This window comes from Alistipes sp. CAG:268, assembly GCA_000434235.1.
GTDB classification, from domain to species: domain Bacteria; phylum Bacteroidota; class Bacteroidia; order Bacteroidales; family Rikenellaceae; genus Alistipes; species Alistipes avistercoris.
On the sequence record FR892000.1, the window covers coordinates 6,156 to 28,386 of the forward strand.

13 protein-coding genes are annotated in these 22,231 nt (G+C 62.3%); 2 read left to right on the forward strand and 11 right to left on the reverse strand.

The features are described from left to right. The 3 genes from QZL63_RS05635 to QZL63_RS05645 form a co-directional block, all read right to left on the reverse strand. A partial coding sequence (locus tag QZL63_RS05635) for a family 43 glycosylhydrolase (RefSeq protein WP_290586162.1) occupies positions 1 to 1,643 on the reverse strand: 1,643 nt, incomplete at its 3' end. A 64-nt stretch (positions 1,644 to 1,707) separates the two neighbouring features. Then, on the reverse strand, positions 1,708 to 4,347 hold the full coding sequence (locus QZL63_RS05640; RefSeq protein ID WP_022308358.1) for an alpha-L-rhamnosidase: 2,640 nt from the start codon (positions 4,345 to 4,347) through the stop codon (positions 1,708 to 1,710). Then, positions 4,344 to 7,142 carry an alpha-L-rhamnosidase gene (locus QZL63_RS05645; RefSeq protein WP_022308359.1) on the reverse strand — a complete coding sequence of 933 codons (2,799 nt, stop codon included), beginning with the start codon at positions 7,140 to 7,142 and terminating at the stop codon, positions 4,344 to 4,346. The genes QZL63_RS05640 and QZL63_RS05645 overlap by 4 nt, the downstream gene beginning before the upstream one ends. Positions 7,143 to 7,235: 93 nt before the next feature. On the opposite strand from QZL63_RS05645, the gene QZL63_RS05650 reads away from it, so the two are divergent. Further along, the gene (locus QZL63_RS05650; protein WP_022308360.1) at positions 7,236 to 8,147 is read left to right on the forward strand and encodes an AraC family transcriptional regulator; all 912 of its coding nucleotides are present in this window, start codon (positions 7,236 to 7,238) and stop codon (positions 8,145 to 8,147) included. 5 nt (positions 8,148 to 8,152) lie between these two features. On the opposite strand, the gene QZL63_RS05655 is transcribed toward QZL63_RS05650, so the two are convergent. The 8 genes from QZL63_RS05655 to QZL63_RS05690 form a co-directional block, all read right to left on the reverse strand. Beyond that, positions 8,153 to 9,055, reverse strand: coding sequence for a DUF5106 domain-containing protein (locus QZL63_RS05655; protein ID WP_022308361.1), 903 nt, complete (start codon positions 9,053 to 9,055; stop codon positions 8,153 to 8,155). 108 nt (positions 9,056 to 9,163) lie between these two features. Beyond that, the gene (locus QZL63_RS05660; RefSeq protein WP_290586165.1) at positions 9,164 to 12,220 is read right to left on the reverse strand and encodes a hypothetical protein; all 3,057 of its coding nucleotides are present in this window, start codon (positions 12,218 to 12,220) and stop codon (positions 9,164 to 9,166) included. Between the two features lie 40 nt (positions 12,221 to 12,260). Beyond that, positions 12,261 to 14,486, reverse strand: a complete 2,226-nt coding sequence (locus QZL63_RS05665) for a hypothetical protein (RefSeq protein WP_022308363.1) — start codon at positions 14,484 to 14,486, stop codon at positions 12,261 to 12,263. A gap of 6 nt (positions 14,487 to 14,492) precedes the next feature. After that, the gene (locus QZL63_RS05670; RefSeq protein WP_022308364.1) at positions 14,493 to 16,031 is read right to left on the reverse strand and encodes a fimbrial protein; all 1,539 of its coding nucleotides are present in this window, start codon (positions 16,029 to 16,031) and stop codon (positions 14,493 to 14,495) included. An 11-nt stretch (positions 16,032 to 16,042) separates the two neighbouring features. Further along, a complete protein-coding gene (locus tag QZL63_RS05675; protein ID WP_022308365.1) occupies positions 16,043 to 16,939 on the reverse strand; it encodes a FimB/Mfa2 family fimbrial subunit in 897 nt (298 codons plus the stop codon). Positions 16,940 to 17,029: 90 nt separating this feature from the next. Then, positions 17,030 to 18,148, reverse strand: coding sequence for a hypothetical protein (locus tag QZL63_RS05680; protein WP_022308366.1), 1,119 nt, complete (start codon positions 18,146 to 18,148; stop codon positions 17,030 to 17,032). A 46-nt stretch (positions 18,149 to 18,194) separates the two neighbouring features. Next, the gene (locus tag QZL63_RS05685; RefSeq protein WP_022308367.1) at positions 18,195 to 19,682 is read right to left on the reverse strand and encodes a DUF3868 domain-containing protein; all 1,488 of its coding nucleotides are present in this window, start codon (positions 19,680 to 19,682) and stop codon (positions 18,195 to 18,197) included. 12 nt (positions 19,683 to 19,694) lie between these two features. Then, positions 19,695 to 20,270, reverse strand: coding sequence for a DUF3575 domain-containing protein (locus tag QZL63_RS05690; protein ID WP_022308368.1), 576 nt, complete (start codon positions 20,268 to 20,270; stop codon positions 19,695 to 19,697). A gap of 678 nt (positions 20,271 to 20,948) precedes the next feature. Here QZL63_RS05690 and QZL63_RS05695 point away from each other — a divergent pair. Continuing rightward, on the forward strand, positions 20,949 to 21,977 hold the full coding sequence (locus QZL63_RS05695; RefSeq protein WP_290586170.1) for a linear amide C-N hydrolase: 1,029 nt from the start codon (positions 20,949 to 20,951) through the stop codon (positions 21,975 to 21,977). Positions 21,978 to 22,231 lie beyond the last annotated feature (254 nt).

Here is a 22,231-nt window from a genome sequence, read left to right on the forward strand (position 1 = left end):
GTGTAGCTGCTCTTCAGCCCCTCGCAGCAGCTGCCCGTCGAGGCGAAAAGGTAGTAGTAGCCGCCGCGTTTGTGGATGTAGGTCCCCTCGTAGGCGGTTCCGGCGATCTGCTGCGGTTTGGCCCCCTGTGCGACGGCGAGCCCGTCGTCGGTAAGCTCGATGGCATGGATGCCTCGGAAGCTGCCCCAGAAGAGGTATTTGTGCCCGTCGTCCTCGATGTAGAAGGGGTCGATGCTGTTCTGCACCCCGATCTCGTTGCTGCGGAAGAGCATGCCCAGGTCGTCGAACGGCCCTTCGGGACGGTCGGCTACGGCGATGCCGATGCCGCAGGTCCACTCGCCGCCCCAGCGCGACATGGAGTAGTACATCACGTAGCGGTCGCCGATGCGGTTGATGTCGGGGGCCCAGACATGTCCCTGCGGTTCGAAGTCGGGGCGGGTCGCGTTGTCGAAGGCCGTGCCGATAAATTCCCAGTTTACCAGGTCGCGCGACCGGTGGATCGGGACGTTCGGGATGTTCTCCGTGGCGTAGAGGTAGAACAGTCCGTCGTCGCCCCGGACGACGGTCGGGTCGGGCAGGCTATAGTTTACCACCGGGTTGCGGTAGGCCCCCTGCGGGTCGGCCGGGCGCGGACCGACCCCTTCGTGGGTCATCCGGACGGGGAGAATCCGCCCCTCGGCGTCGAAACGCAGGCGGTCGATGCAGGTGGCGCGGCTGTTGGCGGCCGTCTCGCCGAGCGGCCGGCGGTGGTAGACGATGTACCACTCGTCCTTGCCCGGGATGTGGATCACCGAGTGGTGTCCGGCGCCGGTGGCCACCCCGGGATCCTGCTGCAGGATCTTCCCGACGCGCTCGAAGGGCCCGAATGGCGAGTCGGCGATGGCATAGGCCACGCTGTAGTCGGGGCCTCCCCAGCCGCCTTCGCTCCACATGAAGTAGTATTTGCCCTGCCGCTTGAGCATGAAGGGTCCTTCGACGTAGTTCTCGGGGGTTATCTCCTTGAAGGTTTCGCCGTCCTCGAAGGGAATGACGCTCAGCAGGTCGGGGGCCAGGCGGACCATGTTGCAGTGCCCCCATCCTCCGTAGTACATGTAGTACTCCCCGTCGTCGTCGCGGAAGACGAACTGGTCGATGGGCTGCGCTCCGTGGACGATCCGGTCGATGAGCGGTCGTCCCAGTGCATCCCGGTAGGGGCCTTCGGGCCGGTCGGCGACGGCTACGCCGATGCCGCCCGTCTCGTCGTTGCTCTGGATGTCGTTGCCGCTGAAGAAGAGGTAATACTTTCCGTTGGCATGGATCGCCGCGGGGGCCCACATCGCCCGCCGGATCCAGCGGATCTCGTCCGTGGAGACAATCCGCGGGTGTTTCGTCCAGCGGACCAGGTCCTTCGACGAGAAGGCGTCGAGGAAGGTCTGTTCGTCGTAGGGCGCCGACCAGGTGGGGAAGATCCAGTATTCGTCGCCGAAGACCACCCCTTCGGGGTCGGCATACCACCCCTCGAAGAGCGGGTTGCCGCTCCGTTCGTCCGAGGCGGCATACGTTGTCTCGGCCCCGGATGTCTGCCGGGTCTCCTGCGCCGTGACGGCGGTCTGTGCGGCGAGCAGCACGAGAAGGGCCGCTCCCGATCGGTAGAGTCGTTTCATCTGTTCGGTTGTTTTGTCCGGTTTCAGTTGGCGAAGATACGGAAAATCGGCCGAAAAACCGGGATCAGCGGCCGGAGAGTTTCAGCGTCAGCGTGTGGCTGCCGGCAGCCAGCTCGTAGACGCGCGGTCCTTTCACGTTGTCGGGCAGATGCAGCGTGGCGGTGCAGTTGGCCGGGATGACAACCCGGTAGGTGACCCGGCTGCCCTTCCGCTCCCAGCCCGAGACGATCCGTCCGGCGGGGGCGTCGTGCGATGCCTCGAACCGCTCGGGTCCGACGAAGTGGGGTTCGAGCAGGATGTGGCGGAAACCCGGGCAGGCGGGATCGGGACGTATGCCGCCCAGCGCCTTGAAGAACCACCCGCCGATCTCGCCGAACATCATGTGGTTGTCCGAGATGTCGCGCGTGGCCTCGAGGTCCCAGTTTTCGAGCAGCGTCGTCGCTCCGTTCACGATCCACCAGCCCCACGACGGATAGGTCGTCTGTACGGCAACACGGTAGGCCGTTTCGGCATGGCCGTTCCGGCACAGGGCGTCGAGGATGGCCCTGGCGCCCAGTACGCCGACGTCGAGGTGGCAGCCCGCCTCCTCGACCCGTCGGGCGAGATTCTCCGCCACGCGCGGGATCTCCTCTTCGGGGACAACGCCCCACAGGAGCGGGACGCTCAGTTCGGTCTGTGTGCCGCTGGCGTAGAGACCTGTTTGCGGGTTGTAGTACTTGCGGTTGATGGCCGTGCGGATCTTCTCGGCCAGCGCCGCGTAGCGGGCGTGGTCCTCGCTGCGTCCGAAGAGTTCGGCCGCACGGGCCAGGATCGAGGCATCGACGAAGAAGTAGACCGACGAGGTGAGCTCGAGCGACGAGCGCGAGCGCACCGGCACCCAGTCGCCGCGTCCCCACGAGGTCAGCCCCTCGGGGCTGCGGCGATCGACGTAATCGACATAGCGGCGGATGTTTTCATAGCAGGCCTCGAGCGGTGCCGGGTCTCCGTAGAAGAGATAGAGGTTCCACGGGATGAGCGCGATGGTGCTCGTCCAGTCCAGCCCGTTGTCCGTTCCGTAGCCCCAGCCGCCCGTGGGGATGATGTCGGGCAGCACGCCGTTGGGCTGCTGTTCGTCGCGGTGGTCGGCCAGCCACTTCTCGTAGACCGTGATTGCGTCGTAGTTGTAGAGGGCCGTCTCGATGGCCAGGTGGCCGTCGCCCGTCCAGCCGTTCTTCTCGCGCTGCGGACAGTCGGTCGGGTAACCCATCAGGTTCGAGAGGTAGGATTTGTTCGCGGCCTCCCACAACTGCTCGATGAGCCGCTCCGATGAGCGGATCGTTCCCGCGGGAGCCACGTCGCTGTGCTGGAACCATGCCGTGAGGTTTGCCGCGGAGAGTTCCATCGGGCGGTCGGCGACCACCTCCACGTAACGGAACCCCTTGTAGTTGAAGCGGGCCATGAACTCGTCGTCGCGGCCGCTGAGCGTCACTACGTCGGTCTGGAAGAGGTCCTCGGGATCGGTCGGGCGGAAGTAGACATCGATGTTCGAGAGGTCGGCGTGACCGTCTTCGCGGAGCCGCTCGGCGTGGATCAGCCGGAGCCGCGTGCCGGCCTCGCCCCGCACGCGGAGCTGCGTCACGCCGGCCATGTTCTGTCCGAAGTCATAGAGGTAGCAGGTGTCGTTGAGCCGGCGTACGCTGCGGGGTTCGTAGCGGGTGACCTGGCGGATCGGCACGGCCTGCTGCGCCGTGACGAGTTGCGAAGGGGCGCTGCGGTAGCCGACGCCCGACCAGGCCGAGTCGTCGAATCCCGGACAGCTCCATCCCGGCTGTTCGAGCCGGGCGTCGTAGTGTTCCGAGGTGTAGATGCTGTTGAAGGTGAGCGGGCCGCCCGAAGTTTTCCAGTCGAGCCCGGAGGTCACCGTCTCTTCGCTGCCGTCGTCGTAGACGATGCGCAGGTCGAGGCAGAAGGCCGGGCGGTTGCGCCACGGGGCCCGCTCGAAGTTCCAGACCGCACCCGACTGGTGGTTGTACCATCCGTTGCCGAGCAGTACGCCGACGGCGTTCGCCCCCTCGCGCAGCTGCCGCGTGACGTCGTAGGTGACGTAGAGGTTGCGGCGGTCGTAGCGCGTATAGAGCGGGTCGAGACGGTGGTCGCCTACCCGCTCGCCGTTGAGGTAGAGCTCGTAGAGCCCGGCTGCGGCGATGTAGGCACGGGCCGAGCGGATCGGACGTCCGGCCGTGAACTCCTTGCGGAAGTAGGGGGCCGGCTTGTAGTGGATGTCGCGGTTGTCGCCGATCCACGAGCCCTGCCAGTTGCCGGTCTGCATCATGCCGGTCTCGAAGACCGCGACGGGGGAGTCGTGCGGCACCCCTTCGTGGTCCCAGAGCGTGATGCGCCAGTAGCAGCGGGTGAAGGGCTGCAGCGGCGCGCCGCCGTAGCGGACGAGCATCCGGTCCGTCTCCATGCGCCCCGAGTCCCACAGCCCGCCTCTTCCGGCAGCTACAGCCGCAGAGTCCGTGCCGACCGTGATGCGGCAGGCGCGCTGTGCGGCTCCCTGTCGGTCGTCGTCCATGCGCCAGCTCAGGCGCGGTGCGGGAGCGTCGATGCCGAGCGGGGCGGTCAGGTGTTCACACCGCAGGTCGGCCGGATCGCCCGGTGCGGCGGAGGCGCCTCCGGCAATCAGCAACAGGAGGGCGCAAAGGGTCTGTTTTCTCTTTTTCATCGGTTGTCGTTCTTTTCGGGGTTGATAAGAGACTCGGGGACCGAGAACCGGTAGTGCCCCGAGCCGATCTCGAAGCGGGCGCGGCCCTCGCTGCTGCCTGCGAAACGGACTCCGTCGGCGCGGGCGGCTTCGTGGCCGCCTTCAAGGACGGATGCCGGGTCGGAACAGGGGATGCCGAGTGTGGCGCGGCAGTTGGCCGGGATGACGACCTCCCATTCGAAGCGTCCCTTCTCCTTGCGCCAGTTGCTGACGATCCGGCCGCGGGGCGAGCGGAACGATGCCTCGACACGGTCGAGCCCCTCGACCGGGCAGGGCTCCATCAGGATGTGGCTGAAGGCTGTCGATCCCGGAGCGTTGCGGATGCCGGCCAGACATTCGTAGTACCAGACTATCAGGTCGCCCAGCAGCATGACGTGGTTGCCCGAGTTCATGGCCGGATCGGCCGTGTCGCCGTTCCAGAGCTCCCAGATCGTCGTCGCACCCTGCTCGACCATGTAGCCCCAGCTCGGGTAGTCGCGGTTGGTGGCCAGGCGGAAGGCGATGTCGGGCCGACCGTGGCGGGTCAGCCCCCGCATGAGCTGCTGGATGCCGACCAGCCCCGTGCTGACATGTCCGTTGCAGTCGTTGAGCGTCTTGGCGACGATGTGGGCGAAGACCTCCTCCTCGGCCCCCTCCGGCACCAGCCCGTAGGCCAGCGAGAGGAGATTGGCCGTCACCGTATTGTTGCCGTAGCTCTTCGTTGCGGGGTCGAAGAAGCGGCGGTTGTAGGCCTCGCGCAGCGTGTCGGCAAGAAGGGCGAACTCCCGGGCGTCGGTCTCGCGGCCCGTCAGGCGGGCAAAATCCGACATGATGCCCGACAACTGGTAGAAGGTCGCCGTGCTCAGCAGCGCGCCGTCGGTCTTGCGCGCCGGGTCCTGCGAGTGGATCAGCTCGGGCGCTTCGGGCGGCATGCACCAGTCGCCGTAGGTGTCGCGCGAGATGATGCCGTCGCGCATGTAGTCGCGGCGCATGTGGTCCATCCAACGCTTCATCGAGGCGTAGCGCTCGTCGATCGGGCGGCGGTCGCCGAACTGTTCGTAGAGCGTGCGGGCGATGACGATGTAGGCGCTGGGCCACGTGACGTCGTCGTTGTAGAGTGTCCAGTAGTTGGGGGCCACGTCGGAGATGGCGCCGTTGCCGAGTTGTGTCTCCTCGATATCCTGCAGCCACTTGGCGTAGAGCAGGTCGTTGTCAAAGACGAAACTCTCGCCGAGCGAGCCGACCGTGCGGTCGCCCAGCCAGCCCATCCGCTCGTCGCGCTGCGGACAGTCGGTGGGCATGCCGCGGTAGTTGCCGCGGATACCCCGCACGGCGTTGCGGTAGACGCGGTTGATCGTCGAGTCGGAGGTGGCGAAACGGCCCGTGAGCTCCATCTCGTCGCAGAGGATGCGCCCTTCGAAATCCTCGGTCCGGGGTGTTCCCGGGTAGCCCGAGATCTCGACGTAGCGGAATCCGTGGTAGGTGAAGGTCGGCTCCCACCAGCCGTCGCTCCGGCCGTCGGGGATGTAGCAGTCGGCGGCCCGGGCACTTCGGAGGTTGGCCGTGTAGAGCGTTCCGTCGGGGTTGAGCGTCTCGGCGAAGCGCAACCGGATCGTGTCGCCCGGCTCGCCGCATCGCCGCATGGCCAGCCAGCCTACCATGTTTTCTCCCATGTCGAGAATGTGGACCCCGGGACGGAGTTCGCGGATTGCCGTCGGGCGGCAGATGCCGCAGGGACGGATGTTCGGATTGGCCTGTGCGAGAAGCCGGCCGGCCGGAGCCCCGACCTCGCGGGCCTGCATCCAGCCCGAGTCGTCGAATCCCGGGCAGTCCCAGCCCGGCATCTCGAGGCGGGCGTCGTACTCCTCGCCGTCGAATTCGCTGTTGGCGCGGATCGGGCCCCGGGTCGTGAGTCGCCACGAAGTGTCGCTGGTGATCGTGCGCCGCGAGCCGTCGGCATACTCGATTTCGGCCTGAAGGAGCAGTTTCGGGAACCCGAAATGGCGGATGCCCGGGTTCCGCATCGAGAAGTAACGCCCGTTGCCCAGCACGACGCCGAGGGCGTTGTCTCCTTCGTTCAGGGCATCGGTGATGTCGAAGGTGTTGTAGCGCACCGACCTGTCGTAGTCGGTCGGGGCGGGGGCGAGCTCCTGGCTGCCGATGCGCTGCCCGTTAAGGAAAGCCTCGTAGAGCCCCAGTCCGCAGATGTAGAGCGTGGCGCGGCGCACCTGGCCTGTGACGCGGAACTCGCGGCGCAGGTAGCGGGCCGCCAGTCGTGTCTGGCTTGTATCCTGTTCTCCGGTGAAGAGGCTGTCGATGCCGATCCAGCGGGCTTTCCACTCCGTGCTGTCGAGCAGCGCGACGCTCCAGCGTGCCGGTTGCGACCACTCCGTGCGCCCTTTGTCGGTGCGTACCTGTACCTTCCAGAAACACTCCTCACGGCTGGCGAGCGGTGTGCCCGTATAGTCGATACCGACGGATTCGTCGGAGGAGACCCATCCCGAGTCCCATTTGTCCGCCCGGTTCCGGGCGAGCAGTTCTTCGGAGGAGGCCACCAGAATCCGGTAGCCCGTCTGGTGCACGCTGCGCTCGTCGGAGTGCAGCTCCCAGCTCAGGCGCGGGGTGTCGGTGTCGATTCCCGCGGGGTTTTCCCGCATCTCGCAGCGCATGCGGCCGATGTGCACGCCGTCGTTCTTCCGCAGGGAGAGCGATCCGAGGGCCGTGAGGGCGATTATCAGGAAGGGAATCGCCCTTCCGGTTGTGAAACGGTGGTTCATCAGGGGAGATATTTTAGGTTCATGATACAAAATTATCGCACGAATATGGGATTGCCATTACCTTTTTTGACACAAAATGTATAATTTTGACACATGACTGAACATTCCGGAGACATCCTGCACTATCTGCCCCGTTCGTCGCGCGATGAACTTTGGGGTGTGGTCTGTACCACGGCCGGACACCAGCACGTACCGCCCGGGACCGACTACCCGGTCTCGCGCCATCCGGCCGGCTATCACTTCAGCAAGGGAAAGGGACGTGTTCTGGACGAATTCCAACTGGTCTACATTACGGCCGGACGGGGCCGTTTCGAGTCGGCTTCGTGCCCGCCGACGGTTGTCGAGGCGGGGAGCATGCTGCTGCTTTTCCCGCACGAATGGCATGCCTATTCACCCGATCCGGAGGTCGGGTGGGACGAGTGGTGGGTCGGGTTTTACGGCCCGAATATCGAACGTTTGGTCGAAAACGGACTCCTATCCCGCCGCCAACCCCTTTTCCGGGTCGGACGGAGCAGCGGAATCGAGCGCTGTTACCGGGAGATCATCGAGACGGTCGAGGAGGAGCGGATGGGTTTCCAGCCCCTGATTTCAGGCATTGTCCTCCACATTCTGGGGTGGGTGCTGTTCCGCCATGCCAACCTGCTGCGTACGGATGACCCGCTCGTCGGGAAGATCAACCGGGCCCGGGCGCTCATGCATGCCGGCTTCGGACATGCGCATTCGCCCGAGCGGATCGCCCGGGAGGTCGGAATGGGATATACGTGGTTCCGGAGGACGTTCCGGGCCTATGTGGGGATGGCGCCGGCACAGTATCAGCAGACCGTGCGGCTCAACAAGGCCCGCGAACTGCTTACCACGACGACCCGTTCGATTTCGGAGATTGCCTATGCGCTGGGATTCGAGAGCGTGAGCGCCTTTTCGCTCTTTTTCCGCAACCGCGAGCAGATCAGCCCCTCGCACTACCGGGCCCGATACCGGGGTGAGGCGCTGCGCCCCGAACGTTAGCGCGGTCAGTGGGCCTCCCGGACGAGGTACTCCTCGATCCGTTCGGGGGTCGTATCCTTGAGCACCACGCGTTTCTGCGCGTCGAGCAGGTAGAGCGTCGGCATTGCCTTCAGGTCATAGACCTCCTTGCGTGTGAGTTGTTCCCCCTCGTCGCGGCCGTCGATCCAGCCCGGCGGGACGGACTCCTGCTCCCGTGTGCCGTTTCCGCCCGTCACGTCCACCGAGAGCAGGCGCAGCCGTCCGTCTTCCAGCCGCCGGTTGAGCACCGGTGATTCGGCAAGCTGCCGTTTCACGCGGCGGCAGTCGTCGCACTCCGGGTCGTTGAAGTAGAGCAGCAGGTAGGGGGCGCCGATCTCCGACATCCGGCCGCGGCTTCCGTCGCGGCGCAGGAAGGTGAAGTCGGCGGCCGGATCCCCGGGACGGTTTTTGAGTGCCAGCTCCAGCAGGTAGCGCGGGCGGATCTTCTCCGTCCGGCTCAATGCGGGGTTGGCCAGTTGGGCGCGCAGCACGAGGATGTAGAGTTCCTCGTTGTGCATCGGCGAGTTGGGTTCGTAGAGGTATTTGTCCCCGAGCGTGATGAAGTGGTCGAGCATCCGACGGTCGGCTGCAGCCCGGCGGTAGAGCGTATCGACCGCCGCCGGGGCGTTTCCGGCGTAGGGGAGGATGCTGATGAAATCGACAAATGCCTGCTCGGTGATCTCCGCGCGTTCGATGAGCGACGGGTCCTTGAAGTCGAAGTGGTCCCAGTAGTGCACCGAGAGGTAGGCGGCCCGGTCCTCGGGTGCTGTGAGCACGGCCGGGATGTCGGGCAGCCGGAACGGAACGGGTGTTGCGGGGGCCTGTGCCCGGGCATTGCAGGCACCTGCCAGGGCAAAGAGGCCGGTGAGGAGGTAGAGTGCGGTTTTCATGTGTCGCGTGTCCGGTCAAAAACTCCGGGCGTCCGTGCGCCCGGAGTCTTCGATGCGGGATTCCATTTCATGTCTCTCCGGGGCATATTCCGCGCTCCGGTTCTGTCGTTATTCGTTTGCAGCGGGTTCGAGCACGATGTCGGGGGCTGCGAAGAGGCCGGCGAGGTTCGGATAGCTGCGGTGATAGACATTGCCGTTGTCGTCCTCGTAATGCAGTTCGACCTCGTCCGTGTACCAGTTAAATGTATACTCCTTGCGCAGGCGCAGTTCGTAGCGGCCGTCGGCAGTGACCGTTATCGAACCGATGCGGCTGTTGTTCCGTGTCCGTTCGAACGAGACGAAGGCGTTGCGCGGTACGTTGTATTCGCCTCCTGCCTGGTCCGTATAGCGGAGCGATCCCTCGATCGAGGCGTTCGAGACGTTGAACGTCTTGGCGAAGAAGACCACCTGCTCCTCGTTCGACGAGATGACGATATCACCGGCACTTACGATGCTGCTCGTGCGGAAGGGCAGCGTCTTGCGCTCTCCGCTCTGGTCCACGCCGCCGGGGGTCGTGTCCTGGCGGAGGGCCGAGCCGGTGCCGTAGTTGCGTTCGGTGTCTCGGTCGGCATCCACCGTGTAGATGAAGCGTCCCGCCCGGTCGGGATCGGCCTTGAGTTTGCCGGCATCGAGGAGGCAGGCGGCCAGCCGGGCCTGGTCGATCTCCAGCATCGGGGCGTCGATGTAGATGTCGAACGCCTCGCCGAACGGATCGACCGACTTGTCGTCCGATCCGCGGAAACTCGTTATGTCGAGGGTAATGTCCACCTGCTGCGAGGGCTCGTAGCTCCAGGTCAGGGGCGTGACCTCCTCTTCGGAGTCGTTCGAGGTGTCCGATCCTTCGCCGTTCACGCGCGCGGCGAAACGGAAGGGGTTGTAGTTGGCCAGCTCGAAGGTGACCGAGCGGTAGGAGTTGCCGATGTAGTTGCCTTCGGCATCCCCGTTTTCGGGCAGTGCGGCGGGCGATCCGGTCTGGTTCGAGGCGATGCGCACCACCTCGGCACTCTTCGCCCGGTTCGTCTTCATGTAGATGGAGTAGCGGCCGGTCCCGGCTGCCGGATTCTGCGGGTTGCGCGGCTGGAACATCACGACGCGCCCTCCGGTGGACCACAGTTCTTCGTTGATCTCGTAGAACGAGCAGTCGAACGCATCGACGCCGGCCAGGGACTCCTCACCGTCTTCGTAATGGTCCAGATGCTGCGAGTAGAGCAGGAACTCGTCGTTCACCCCGGCGTTGAACGGCCGATCGTCGGCATTGTTCTTCATGACCATGTCGAACTGCACGTTGGCATGGAGCTTCTGGGGCACCAGCCGGTAGTAGATCGTCTCGTCGATCGGGTAGTTCTCGCTGCCCGGGTTTTCGGCATTGTACTCCTCCAGACCTTCCACCGTGATGGTGTACTGGTCTTCGGAGAAGGTGAAGGTCTTTGTCAGGCTCTCGAAGTGCCCGGCTTCCAGGATGATTGTTCCCTCCTCGTTGTCCCCCTGGTTGAGGACGTTCTCGAAGTAGATGCGCTGCACGCCGGGGGCCGTGGCCTCGTAGACATACTTGTACCCGATGCCGTTCGGGGCGCCGTAGCCCGCTTCGCCTTCGCTGATGACCGGGAGCGAAACGCCGGCTGCCGAGCGGATGTCCAGCTCGTTCGAGCTGACCAGCACGCGCAGCGGGAACAACTCCGCGGGACAGTTCTCCGGGATGGTGAACATCACCGTCACGTGGGCCCGGTTTGCTGTGGGATCGTTCTCGTCGATATGGCCCCATACGCGGGTTCCGACCCATGCGGGCGTGAACTGCTGCTCCTTGATGGTGATCACCTTGATCTTGCGCTGCAGCTTGCCCTTCTTCACGAGCAGCGTGCCCTCCAGTTTCTCGTTGTCACCCAGCGGGAGGAGCGAGATGCGGATGCTTCCCTCGCCCGCGCCCTCCACGATCTGGAACGAGTTGTCGGCATTCGGCCCGGCGACGCGGTTGTCGTCCAGCCACGAGACCTCGGGCTTGTCGTCCTGCGTGATCTGTGTCCCGTTCTTGCCCGTCAGCGTGTAGGAGAGCGTGTAGGTGTTTCCCGCGTCGCTTTCGCTCAGGACGTAGTTGGTCTGTGCGACCGTGAGGATGTAGTTCTGGTCCTCGACCTCGTTCACGTCGTCCGAGATGGAGATCCACACGTTGTTGGTCGCAGCGGCCGTCGTGGCCTCCTCGAAGGTCGTCTGTCCGAAGGCGAGCTCGCCCCGGATGTTAAGCTTGTAGTGGAAGTTGCGGCGCAGAAGCAGCTGTTCGCCTGCTTCATCGAGCAGCAGCACGCGGTAGTACCGGTCCCCGTCCGCCCCCTCGGAGGGAAGGTGTCCGCGGATGATGACGCTGACCGGATCGTCGGCCCGGTTCTCGCTCTCGAAGATGTACTGGTCGTCGGCCGTCGAGACATCCATGATGTCGCTCATCTTGGCATCGTTGATCGGCAGCGTGACGAACGCCTCGTCGCCGGGCCATGTGAAGTCGAACCCTTTCTCGGGGTGGAAGGGCGCCACCGTGCCGAAGGCGTTCGTGTTGTAGGGTACGAATCCCGTCACCTCGAGCCACTGGTTGTCGGGGTTGGCGATCGAGATTCTTGCGTGGTTGCGGATCATCTCGACCGTGTTTCCGGCAGCGGCCAGCTGCTCGTCGATGCTGCGGTCATCGTCGGGAGCGCAGGCGAATCGGGCCCAGTAGATCATCCGGCCCGACGATCCCTCGAGGACGGACATTACCTCGGCTTCCGAGTGGCTGCGGAAGTCGTCCTCCTGAAACTCCGACATGTTCTGGTTGGCCAGGAAGTGGATCGTCCGCGTGTTTTCGGGCACCACGGCACTGAATGTACCCGTCTCCGAGCTCTGGGCCGAGAGATCGGCCGTTGCGGTGGAGATGAACAGCCCGAAGGAGTCGAAGCAGAAAAGCGTCATGTTCTGCACGCCGTTGCCGTCGGGGTCCACCGAGCGGGTGACGACCTCCTGCATGGCCGGGATCTCGGCGTCGAAGCGCAGGGCGACATAGCCGTCGGGCACCCGGTCGGGTGTGGCTGTTGCGGTCCGGTCCTGCTGGCAGGCGTTCAGTGCGGCCAGTATTCCGAGTGCAGCCGTTGCTGCACGTATCACTCTTTTTATCATGGTCCTTGCGGTTTTGATTCACCCGGGGTCAGTCGCCCGTTTGGTTGGTATAGGCATCGCGGATGCAGCGGATAGCTTGAGAAGAGGTTTGTGAGGGATCTGGGTTTGTTACCAATCCATTTGCACACCAATAACTTTGACCGGCCAATACTTCGTCCATGGCTTCGGAGTCGTTCTGGAATTTCATGATGATCTCCAACTCGGCGCGGGTCGGAAGCCGCCAGTCGCGCAGGTGCACCGTTTGACCGTTCTTGTCCTTGTATACCTCGACATACTGCTCGCAGTGGCTGGCAGCGATATCCACGTTGCTTACGGACTGAACTGCACCCAGCTGCGAGGCGATCATGAACGACGGCGAGACGAGCTCAGCGTTGTCGGCACCGGGGTCGGTCTTCCCGTCCGTGATTCGGGGTACGCCCAGCGTATATTCGCCCGACGAGGCCGTGATCCGTACGTGGTACATGCGGGGATTGGCATATGCGCTCCAAACGTCCGAACCGTTCGAGACGTTGTATGTGTAACGATAGGGCGGAAACCAGTTTCCGTTTTCATTCCACCAATAGTAGTAGATATGGGCCTTTCCCGCATTGGTGCCGGATGTAGCGACCGTTCCGGCAACCTTCGAGCCGAAAAAGCCGGTTTCGGTCTTGCCGTAGCTCCACTGGTTCCGGTTCCAGGTACAGCCGCAGATCCAGTTCCTGATTCTGGTGTCCGAATCGAACGTCTTTCCATCCACGTCCTGGCCGGCCAGCAGTTCGTAGGTCGTTCCGCCGAAGTCGTCGCGGTAGGAGTACCAGCCCAGGATGTTGGTGATGTACTCCAGCGGGTACTGTGCGATCGTCACCGTGCGGGTCACGCCATCTTCGTTGGTCACCTCCAGGTCGATGTAGCGGATCGTGTTGTTGGTCGGCAGCGGGCTGTAGATGTCGATGTTGCCGTTCAGACCCGGATCGGGCGTCGCCGTGATTCCCATGCCGGCGATGCTCCCTGCGTTGGTCGTCTGCTGCGTCTGCCCGAACTTGTCGGTGTAGTAGACTCGCGTGATCCGGCACTCCACGGCCGACGAGGAGGCGAAGTAGAGCGTTGTGTTGTCCTCCTCGATGTTGTGCATCTCCATTTCCTTCTTATTGACGGTCAGGTAGATCGGCCGGCTGTCCTCGCCGCCGATGTCGATCGTCGTCTCCTCCCACGGCCGGACCGTATAGCTGATGTCGGTCAGCTCCGCGGGAGCCGAGGGATCCGTGGCTCCCGGGGCGTTTACCGTTACCGTAACTTCGTAGTAGTTATTCCGTTCGAGGGTCTTCGTGCGGCTGACCGGAATCTGGTAGTAGCTGTTCGGGCACTCCGTCTCGGTCTGGTCCTCGGAATTGGTGTAGACCATCGGGATGTTCACGACCAGGCGGACCTCCTGCTCCAGGGCGCTGGCGTTCGTCCACTCGTGGGCGTAGGCATAGGCCGTGACGACAATCTGGTCAGCATCCCACTGGAAATAGCTCGACGAGTTCAGCTGCGTGTTCCGCAGGTAGGCCGCGCCGTCCACGCCCGCGATGAGCGAGGTGGAGTAGGGCAGGTTGCGCAGGTAGTAGCCGGCCTGTGTGCCGGAAAGGCTGTTGTCGAAGCGCACGTCGGAACCTTTGTTGATGCGGACGACGATTTTGGCGGCCGCACGTCGCAGCATCACCTTCAGTTCGGTGTTGTCCGACGGATTGCCGTTGTAGAGGACGACGGGGGCCGCGGCCGCGGGCTCGGCAGATTCGGTGGCCGGGTAGGCCACGCCGTCCATCAGGAAGGTCTTCGGGGCGGTCTCGACGTTGGCCAGTCCGGTCATGTGGATCAGCCGGTCCTCCTGCGTCATGGCTCGCAGGGCATTCAGGTCGGGCAGCGTCGCGAACTCGTCGGCCGTGTGGGTGCTGTTGGCGATCAGGTAGACCCAGTATGGAGCCTGTGCGTCGAACCCGCTCCTCTGGGCCGAGAGCGTGATCTTGCCCTGGCGGTCCGGAGTGCCGGTCACCCGTTCATGCCAGACCAGTTCTCCGTCCGCCTCCTTGAATATCACGACATCGAGGTGATCGACCGCCACTTCGGCCCCTTCGGCTGTTGCGCGGCTCAGCGGCTGCGATGCCGGGGAGAGATCGAGGATGATGTCGTTGCACTCCGTCCCGCTGTTGCCCGGGAGGTCGTTCTCCTTGCTGCAGGCGGCCAGCAGCGACAGTGCCGCGCAGCATACGATTGTATGGTATAGAATCCGTTTCATCGCGTATCAGATGTTGGTGGGATCAACCTGTGTGATCACGATCAGTTCGGGCGTGTTGCCACTGTCGGGCCATTCGATGTGGTTGCTGTCGGTCCCGTTGATCAGCAGCAGCTTGCTCTGGTTCGGATCCCAGGTCGGGGTGTAGGAGACGCCCAGCGATACCGTCCGGCCCACGTTGTCGGGCTTCAGTGCACGTACCGTGATCGTGTACCAGTTGGCCGAGGCGACGGGCCGCTCTACCGGCAGTCCGTTTTGGTAGACCTTCACTTCGAAGTCGGCGGGCGAGGCATCGAGCAGGGTAGGCAGCCACTCCTGCCCCGAGGGTGCGGTCATCCGGAAGCGGCACGAGAAGGTGCCCGCAGTCGAGCTTTCGTCGGCGTTGTAATAGACCGTCGGGGTACTCATTGTCTCATTTTCGAGCGGCAGCACAGGGTTGGTGTAGGTCGGGTAGTTGAACTCCATGTCGTCCCACGGGTCCGTGTCGTCCCAGTCGGCGACGGTGTATTCGACCGTGATCTTACCCGAGTTGTTCATCTGGCAGCAGACCGTGTAATAGGTGTTCCGTTCGATGGCGGGCAGGTAGACCAGCCCCGATCGGGCGGTTCCGTCGAATGCGTAATCGATCCGGAGGATGTTGCCCCCGGCATCGCCCGGCGTCTCCCACGAGGTGCTGCCCCACGGGTTCTCGAACAGGTAGTGCGGCGCGCCGAGCACGGGCGTGTAGTTGGCCGGGTCCTTCCGCTCCTCGGGGGATGCGTCGGCCGCCAGTTCGGCGGTTACCTCGTCGTCCGTTACGGGCAACGAGATGTCCACATTGCGGGCGCCGACCTCCTTCAGGGTTGCCTCGTCCTGCGGCATGAGGTAGTTCATGTAGCGCGGCCCCTCCTTGAGCAGGGTGAGCCCCGTGACCTGCAGCGTGCCGGTCTCCCCTGCGGTCTTGGCCGCGAAGACCCCGAGCTTGCCCACCGGGCGCTCCAACTCGAAGGAGACCTTCTGGGCGATCATCGTGTGACCTTCGTGTCCGGGTGCCTCCTGCGGGTTGTCGCCGGCAAGTTCGGCCAGGTTCACCTCGACCTGCTGCCGGCAGCTCATCGGAAGCCCGTTTTCGGTGTTCAGCTGGGTGAACGAGAACTCCTTGAGTTGGGCCTCGGTCGTGTTCGGGGTCAGCTGTCCCTGCGTTCCGCCCGGCGTGGACATGGCCTCCTCATTGGCCACGACGTAGAAATCGACCGTCTGCGTCGTTTCGGAGTACATCGTCAGGTCCATGAGGAACGTGGCCGGGGCGGTCAGGTCGCCCTCCACGCCGTAGTATCCGGCCGGCTGCCCTTTTACGAAGGCGTAGACGCGGAGCGAGTGGAGCGCCGATTCCCCGGCTGTCGGGGTGCCGTCGGTCTCCCCGACGGCCTGTGCGTTCACGGTCAGTTGCATCGTCACGTTGCGTCTGCCGGAGGGCGCCGGATCGTCGTCCCGGGTGCATCCGGCCTGTCCCAGTCCGAAACAGGCGGCAACGATCGCCGTCGAGAGTATCTTTTTCAACAATAGCATATCCTCGGGTCTTAGAATTCGGGTTTTACCTGTTCGACATACCATTCGGGAACGCTCACCGTGATCTGCCCCTCCTTGAATTCGATGCGGATCGGGATGAGCACCTCCTGCTTGGTGCAGTCGATGATCGGGTTGGCGGCGAGGAACTCGGCCAGATTGACCTCGGCGAGCGGTTCGTCGCCGGACGACTGGCGCAGCCGGACGTTCACGTCTTCGTGGTTCTCGTGCCGCATTATGTTGGTACGGGCCGTCAGCAGGCCGGCCTCGTAGTCGGTTTCGAGCAAATAGTCGGTGGCTTCGCCCGATACGCGGTTCTCAAAATCGGTAGAGGGCGTGACACCGCAGATTTCGAGCGTAGGCATGGCGCCTGCGCGTGTCCCCATATCGGGGACTCCGGCAACTTCCACCGAGAGGTCGTAGTGGGAGCTGGCGAATTCGATGACCTTCACCTGGTCCTCTTCGCGTCCCGTGAACTTCTGCACGGTGTAGGGGGTGGAGGCGTAGTAGAGCGAGTCGTTGCCGGAGACGGTGTTTCCGGCGAGGTAGTCTTCGGCTGCGAACCGCATTTGGCCGTAGTCGCCCGCGTCGAGTCGGTCTACCTTTGTGTGGTGGGTGTTTCCCAGGCAGATGATCCGGTATTCGCCCGCCTCGAGCGGAGGCAGCAGGGCGGTGCGGCTTTTGACCTGGTCTTCGGGCAGGACGCTTGAATTGACGCATTGATTCTCCGCGTTGAAGACGTACATCTCCACACGGCAGATCTTGTCGGGGAAGATCTCCTTGTCGCCGTCGCCCTTGTAGCTGAGCACCAGCTTGTTCGTGCTGAAACAGTCGTCCAGGTCCTCGCGGATGCAGGAGGTCAGGCCGCTGCCCAGCAGCATCAGGCAGAAAACAATATTCGTCAATTTCATGGTTCTGTTCTTAAATCGCGTTATGTCGTCAAAAAGGGAGCGGGGGAGGGAGGAGATTGCCTGCCCTCCCCGCTCGGATTGTCACTCTGTTTAGAATTCCGGCGTAACGGCCACGACCGTCCAGTTGGCTACCGTCACCGTCAGCTCCACGCAGCGCTCGGGCTCGTCGAAGTCTGCATCCGTGAACGAATAGAGTACCCGGTAGATCTTGCCCGATGCGAATGCTCCGGCCGCAGATCCGGTGAACTGGCCGCGCAGGTAAAGCGGCGTCTCGGCCCCGTCCTTCTTGCCGATAAGGGCCAGCAGCAGCTCGGGGTTGTTCTGGGCGTCGGCAACGTGGGCCAGACCGTAGGTGATGATGCCCTTGGCCTCTTCGCCGTCCTCTGCCGGATCGTCGATCGTCGTGCCATCCACGAACTTCTTTTCGCCGGCATTGAGCGTCAGCGTCAGCGCATCAGCCCAGGGGGCGGTACGGCCGGCGATCCAGTCCCATGCGGTCGTTGCATCCGGATCATCGAAACATTTGCCTTCCTCTTGCGGGGCCTTCGTAACGAAGTTGTACTTCGTATAGTAGTGGTTCAGGGCAATCTTGTCCAGCTCGACCGAGGTGTATTTCGTACCGGTATACTCGAAGCCGTAGATCTCGAAGCGCGATACGCGGGGCTCCAGCGTGACGGTTGCCGTGTAGACGTTGTTGTGGCCCTCGTCGTCAGCTGCGGCCCCCTTGGTGAGGCCGCTCTCGCCATAGAGCGGGTAGGAGGGATGTGCCCCGTCCGCATCGTTCTGCACGTCGCAGACCTTCGTCTTGACGTTGTCGTACGTCTCGTCGCCGATGTTGCCCACAACGACTACCTTGGCCGTCGTAGCCGGCAGGAAGTGGTAGGTCAGCTTGTTCCCGGTTGCCGTACCCCAGTCGTCATCCTCGCTGCTGAAGAAGACCTTCTGGTCTTCGTTGTTGAACTGCGGAACGGTGACGGCCTCGTTGGCGCTGTTTACGAAAAAGACCTTGAAGTTCGTCAGTTCGACCTGTGAACCGCCGGGCATGGCGTCGCCCGTGGCACGGGTGCTCTTCTGGATGTTCGGAAGGGTGATCGTCACGCTTTTGGGCATGAGATCCTGCGGCTGCGAACCGCCGTTGTCTTCGTTGTCGCAGGCGGCAAACGTCATCGACGCAGCCAGCGCAGTCAGAGCTAAAGTTTTGATCTTCATAATTCTGATAGTTTGGTTATTGAAAGTTAATTGATTGTTGTCTTCTTCAGAGCTGGTCGATTACGCCGCGCACCTGCTCCAGGTTGTGGCGGGCCTCCTTGGAACCGGCTGCAGCCGCACGTTCGAAGGCCTTTTCCGCCTTGAGGGGCTCTCCTGCCCCGGCATAGGCCACGCCCAGCGTATTGACCAGTGTCGGGTGCTGCTCCGTCACGGCAGCTTGTTCGAGCAGCTCCATGGCCGCGGCGTGCTTCCCGGCGGCGATTGCCTCCAGGGCGCGGTCGTTCACGACGGCCGGCGAGTCGGGGTAGAAGCGTGCGGCCGTGCGCATGACCTTGTCGTAGTCGGCCGATCCCTTCTCGTAGGAGGCGGCCACCTTGTACATCTCCGTGAGGCTCAGCAGGTCGGGGCGCTCGTCCACCATGCGTCGGGCCTCCTCGATGTTGAAGTTGCGGACGTTGTAGACGATGCGGTATTCGTTGCGGCGCAGCAGCGGGTATACCTCGTTGAGCAGCCGCTGGTAGATGGTCGGGGGCTCGATCTGCTGGAGCTTCTTTTCGCATGCGTCGCGGTCGCCCGTGCATTCGTCGATGATGCGCAGCACTTCATCGCGCTTGAGCAGGCCCGGGAAACGGTCCAGCGCTGCGCGGAGACCCTCCCAGTCCTCGCCCTTCCATGTGACGTGCAGCAGTTCGGGGTCGATTTGGTCCTGGCGGCTGATGTAGTCGCCCAGGGCCAGGGCACGGTTCTCGGAGAGCCTGAGGTTGTGGGCCACCGTACCCTCGGGCGAGGCATAGCCGGTGATGTAGATGCCGGTGATGGTGACGTCGGGGTTGTTCTTCACCAGCAGGATCGAGTGCGACACCGTGTCCAGCTCGGCCCGGTTGTTCTTCAGGTCGGGGAGGATCTTGTAGCTGTCGCGCAGGAACTGGAGCCGTGCCGTGCGGGTCTCGGCCCGGACCTTCACCGGCTCGGGAGCCGGGGCCACCGTGTCAAGCCGGTAGTCGGGGATAAATTCGGGAAGGACGGATCCCGGCAGGGACTCTTCCGAGCGGCCCTCGCCGCAGTTTACGCAGCCGTGGACCTCCTCGCGCAGTTCGATGTGCCCGTCGAGCATCCAGCGTTCATAGGGGGTCGTTGCGCAGTAGTCGTAGCTCTGTTCCTTGCCATTGCGGCGGCGGATGATCACCTGCGAAGACTCGTCGTGGTAGGGCGGGAGCTCCACGCTCTCGAGGCGTTGGGCTCGGAGGTAGACGCGGTTGCGCGTGCCGCCGTCGATCACGATCGGCGGGAAGGCGGCCTCGCGGCTTCCGTCCTCGGAGACGAGCACGGGGGTCAGGGCCACCGTGTGCTGTGTCCGGATTCTGAGCCGGCTCATGTCCACCTGCATCGAGAGTTGTACCTCACGGTCCTGTTTGACCACCTCCCGGCCGCTGATCCCGATCTGGGAGAGGTAGCTGACCTCGTTCTCGGCGTGTGCCGCTCCCGCGCTGCACGCCAGCACCGATAAAAGCAGAATGCGATATATGTTTCTCATGGTCCTGTCCGGTTATTTGATGATGTAGATCAATGAAATGCCTGCCTTCGTCGGCCCGAAGTAGTGCTTGTCCTGACTCCCCTTGAAGCGGCCGCAGGTGGCACAGTCGTACTTGTCGTAATTGGAGTAGGCATATCCGAATCCGATGGTGGCCTCTATGTTCCAGCGTTTGCCCAGGATCCACGAGTAGCCGTAGGAGATGCCCAGGCCGGTAGCCCAGCCCTGGTAGCGGTGATCGGCGGTCTCCTTGCCCTGGAAGGGAATACGCACGCCGCTTATATTATAAAATGTATACCCGGTATGAATGCCGAAGAAATGGCCGTTGAAGCGTTCGCAGAGCCAGTAGCGGAACTCCGGCATCACCAGCCAGTGCTTGAGCTTCTTGTTCTGCTCCTTGTCGAGCGTCCACGGGTTATAACTGCCTGTGAGTTCGAGTGTCGTCTGCTCGCCCAGCCCGAACTCCATACCGATGTTTGGAGTCGTTGTAGCCCAATAAAGAAGATTGGTCTTGGCCGCAATGTCCTGCGCGCAGGCGTGGTTCCCGCACCACCATACGGCAAGAAAGATTCCGAGTATCAGTTTTTTCATATGCGAAGTATTTCCGTTATCTTGTTTTTTATGGCGCAAACTCGACCGACAAAACCGTTACGGAAGCCCGTATCGCTTTTGTTGGTCCCTGTTTTTTGAATGCCCGAATGTTGGTGGCAAACCTTACCTATCGACAAAAAACTATAAGCCAGCGATTTAATAGCGTTGTTGTTGGTTTATTGCCTATTTGCAGAAAAACAACATTTAAAGCAGAAAATACCTGATTCTTTTCCCGTTTTGCGCCTGCGATAAACAATTGAGTTGCTTTTTTTTACAAAAAAGGTTGCCTATGTGGAAATATTGACCTATCTTTGAGTCTGGAAATCAGCGTTTAAACCAACGATTAAGCCAACGATTAAACCAACGATTAAAGCGTAAGTGTGTCAGGTGTTTGTGTATTTGCGACAAACCGCCTCAGAGGCCTTTCTGACGTTGTTCCAGATCGGTTCCGGTGCAGTTTCCGTTCTTGATCTCTTTGGTCGTATATGTTCTGTTATTCGGACTTTTTTGCCGTTTTATCTCCTTCTGGCCCGATCGCCCGTGATCGGTGGCGGATCGTATTTTTTCTCGAACGGTTGTGTGTGGATGGCTCAAGAGGAATAATTCTTGCTGTCTGAAAGAGAACCCGGGAGCACTTCCCGGGGCGAAAACAACGGAATCATGGGATTTGTCAAAAGCATGCTGGCTTTGTCGCTGGGACTGTCGGCAATGGGTGTGATGCCGGCTCCGGCCTGTACACGGGTCATGTACAAGGGATTGGATTCGATTGTCCTGACGGCTCGATCGATGGACTGGAAGGAGAATATCGGAACCGATCTGTGGATCTTCCCCCGGGGGATGAGGCGAAACGGCGAGGCCGGGGAGCACTCGCTCGAATGGAGATCGAAATACGGCAGTGTCATTGCTTCGGCATACAACATCGCGACGGCTGACGGAATGAACGAGAAGGGGTTGGTAGCCAATCTGCTGTGGCTTGCCGAGTCGGAGTTTCCCGTCCGGGACCGGATGCGTCCCGGGCTTTCGATCTCGTTGTGGGCACAGTATGTGCTCGACAACTTTGCAACGGTATCCGAAGCCGTCGAGGCGCTTGCACAGGAACCCTTCGCACTGGTCTCGTCCTATATCCCGAACATGCCCGACAAGTTTGCGACGCTCCATCTGTCGTTGTCCGATCCTACGGGCGACAACGCCATTTTCGAGTACATCGGCGGCCGGCTTGTCATCCATCACGATCCCTCTTACCGGGTGATGACCAACTCGCCGGTCTTCGAACAGCAGTTGGCCCTGAATGCCTATTGGTCCGAGATTGGGGGTACGACGATGCTTCCGGGAACGAATCGTGCGGCCGACCGTTTCGTCCGCGCCTCGTTTTATACCCAAGCCATTCCCGTGACGGACGATGTGCAGCTCGCCACGGCAGCCATATTCAGTGTTATTCGGAACTGTTCGGTCCCTCTGGGCATCTCGACACCCGGCCAGCCGAACATCTCTTCGACGATCTGGCGGGTTGTAGCCAATCAGCGGGATCGGATCTACTTCTTCGAGTCGGTGCTGAGTCCCGGTATCTTCTGGGTTGATCTTCGGGATGTGGATTTCTCGCCCGATGTTCCCGTGCGCCGGTTGAAGCTGACCGGTGGACAGATTTATGCGGGAAATGCGGCAGCGGATTTCGAGGTGTCGGAACCTTTTGTATTCGAGGGCGTTTGATCCATTGGAGGCAGGGCAATGCTGTGTGTGATCCCCTTGCCGGATGCTCTTCCGGTTGCTGTGGAATGCCGGGAAGTTGTCCGCGACTGTCCCGGAGTGCCTTGTTTTGCGGATTGCTGTGTCGTGGCGGTCCGTCTGTCTGAAAGGAACGACAGCGGAGGTTTCCGCCTTTTCCGATTCGTCAAAAGAGCCCGGTAAGAAAAAGAGGTTGCATCGAAATGCAACCTCTTGATTTTGAGAGCCGAATCCGAGAT

Bases quoted from the DNA above. Each gene is read 5' to 3' on its own strand.
- QZL63_RS05640 (WP_022308358.1), bottom strand. From the start codon at position 4,347: ATGAAAAAGAGAAAACAGACCCTTTGCGCCCTCCTGTTGCTGATTGCC.
- QZL63_RS05645 (WP_022308359.1), bottom strand. From the start codon at position 7,142: ATGAACCACCGTTTCACAACCGGAAGGGCGATTCCCTTCCTGATAATC.
- QZL63_RS05650 (WP_022308360.1), top strand. From the start codon at position 7,236: ATGACTGAACATTCCGGAGACATCCTGCACTATCTGCCCCGTTCGTCG.
- QZL63_RS05655 (WP_022308361.1), bottom strand. From the start codon at position 9,055: ATGAAAACCGCACTCTACCTCCTCACCGGCCTCTTTGCCCTGGCAGGT.
- QZL63_RS05665 (WP_022308363.1), bottom strand. From the start codon at position 14,486: ATGAAACGGATTCTATACCATACAATCGTATGCTGCGCGGCACTGTCG.
- QZL63_RS05670 (WP_022308364.1), bottom strand. From the start codon at position 16,031: ATGCTATTGTTGAAAAAGATACTCTCGACGGCGATCGTTGCCGCCTGT.
- QZL63_RS05675 (WP_022308365.1), bottom strand. From the start codon at position 16,939: ATGAAATTGACGAATATTGTTTTCTGCCTGATGCTGCTGGGCAGCGGC.
- QZL63_RS05680 (WP_022308366.1), bottom strand. From the start codon at position 18,148: ATGAAGATCAAAACTTTAGCTCTGACTGCGCTGGCTGCGTCGATGACG.
- QZL63_RS05685 (WP_022308367.1), bottom strand. From the start codon at position 19,682: ATGAGAAACATATATCGCATTCTGCTTTTATCGGTGCTGGCGTGCAGC.
- QZL63_RS05690 (WP_022308368.1), bottom strand. From the start codon at position 20,270: ATGAAAAAACTGATACTCGGAATCTTTCTTGCCGTATGGTGGTGCGGG.
- QZL63_RS05695 (WP_290586170.1), top strand. From the start codon at position 20,949: ATGCTGGCTTTGTCGCTGGGACTGTCGGCAATGGGTGTGATGCCGGCT.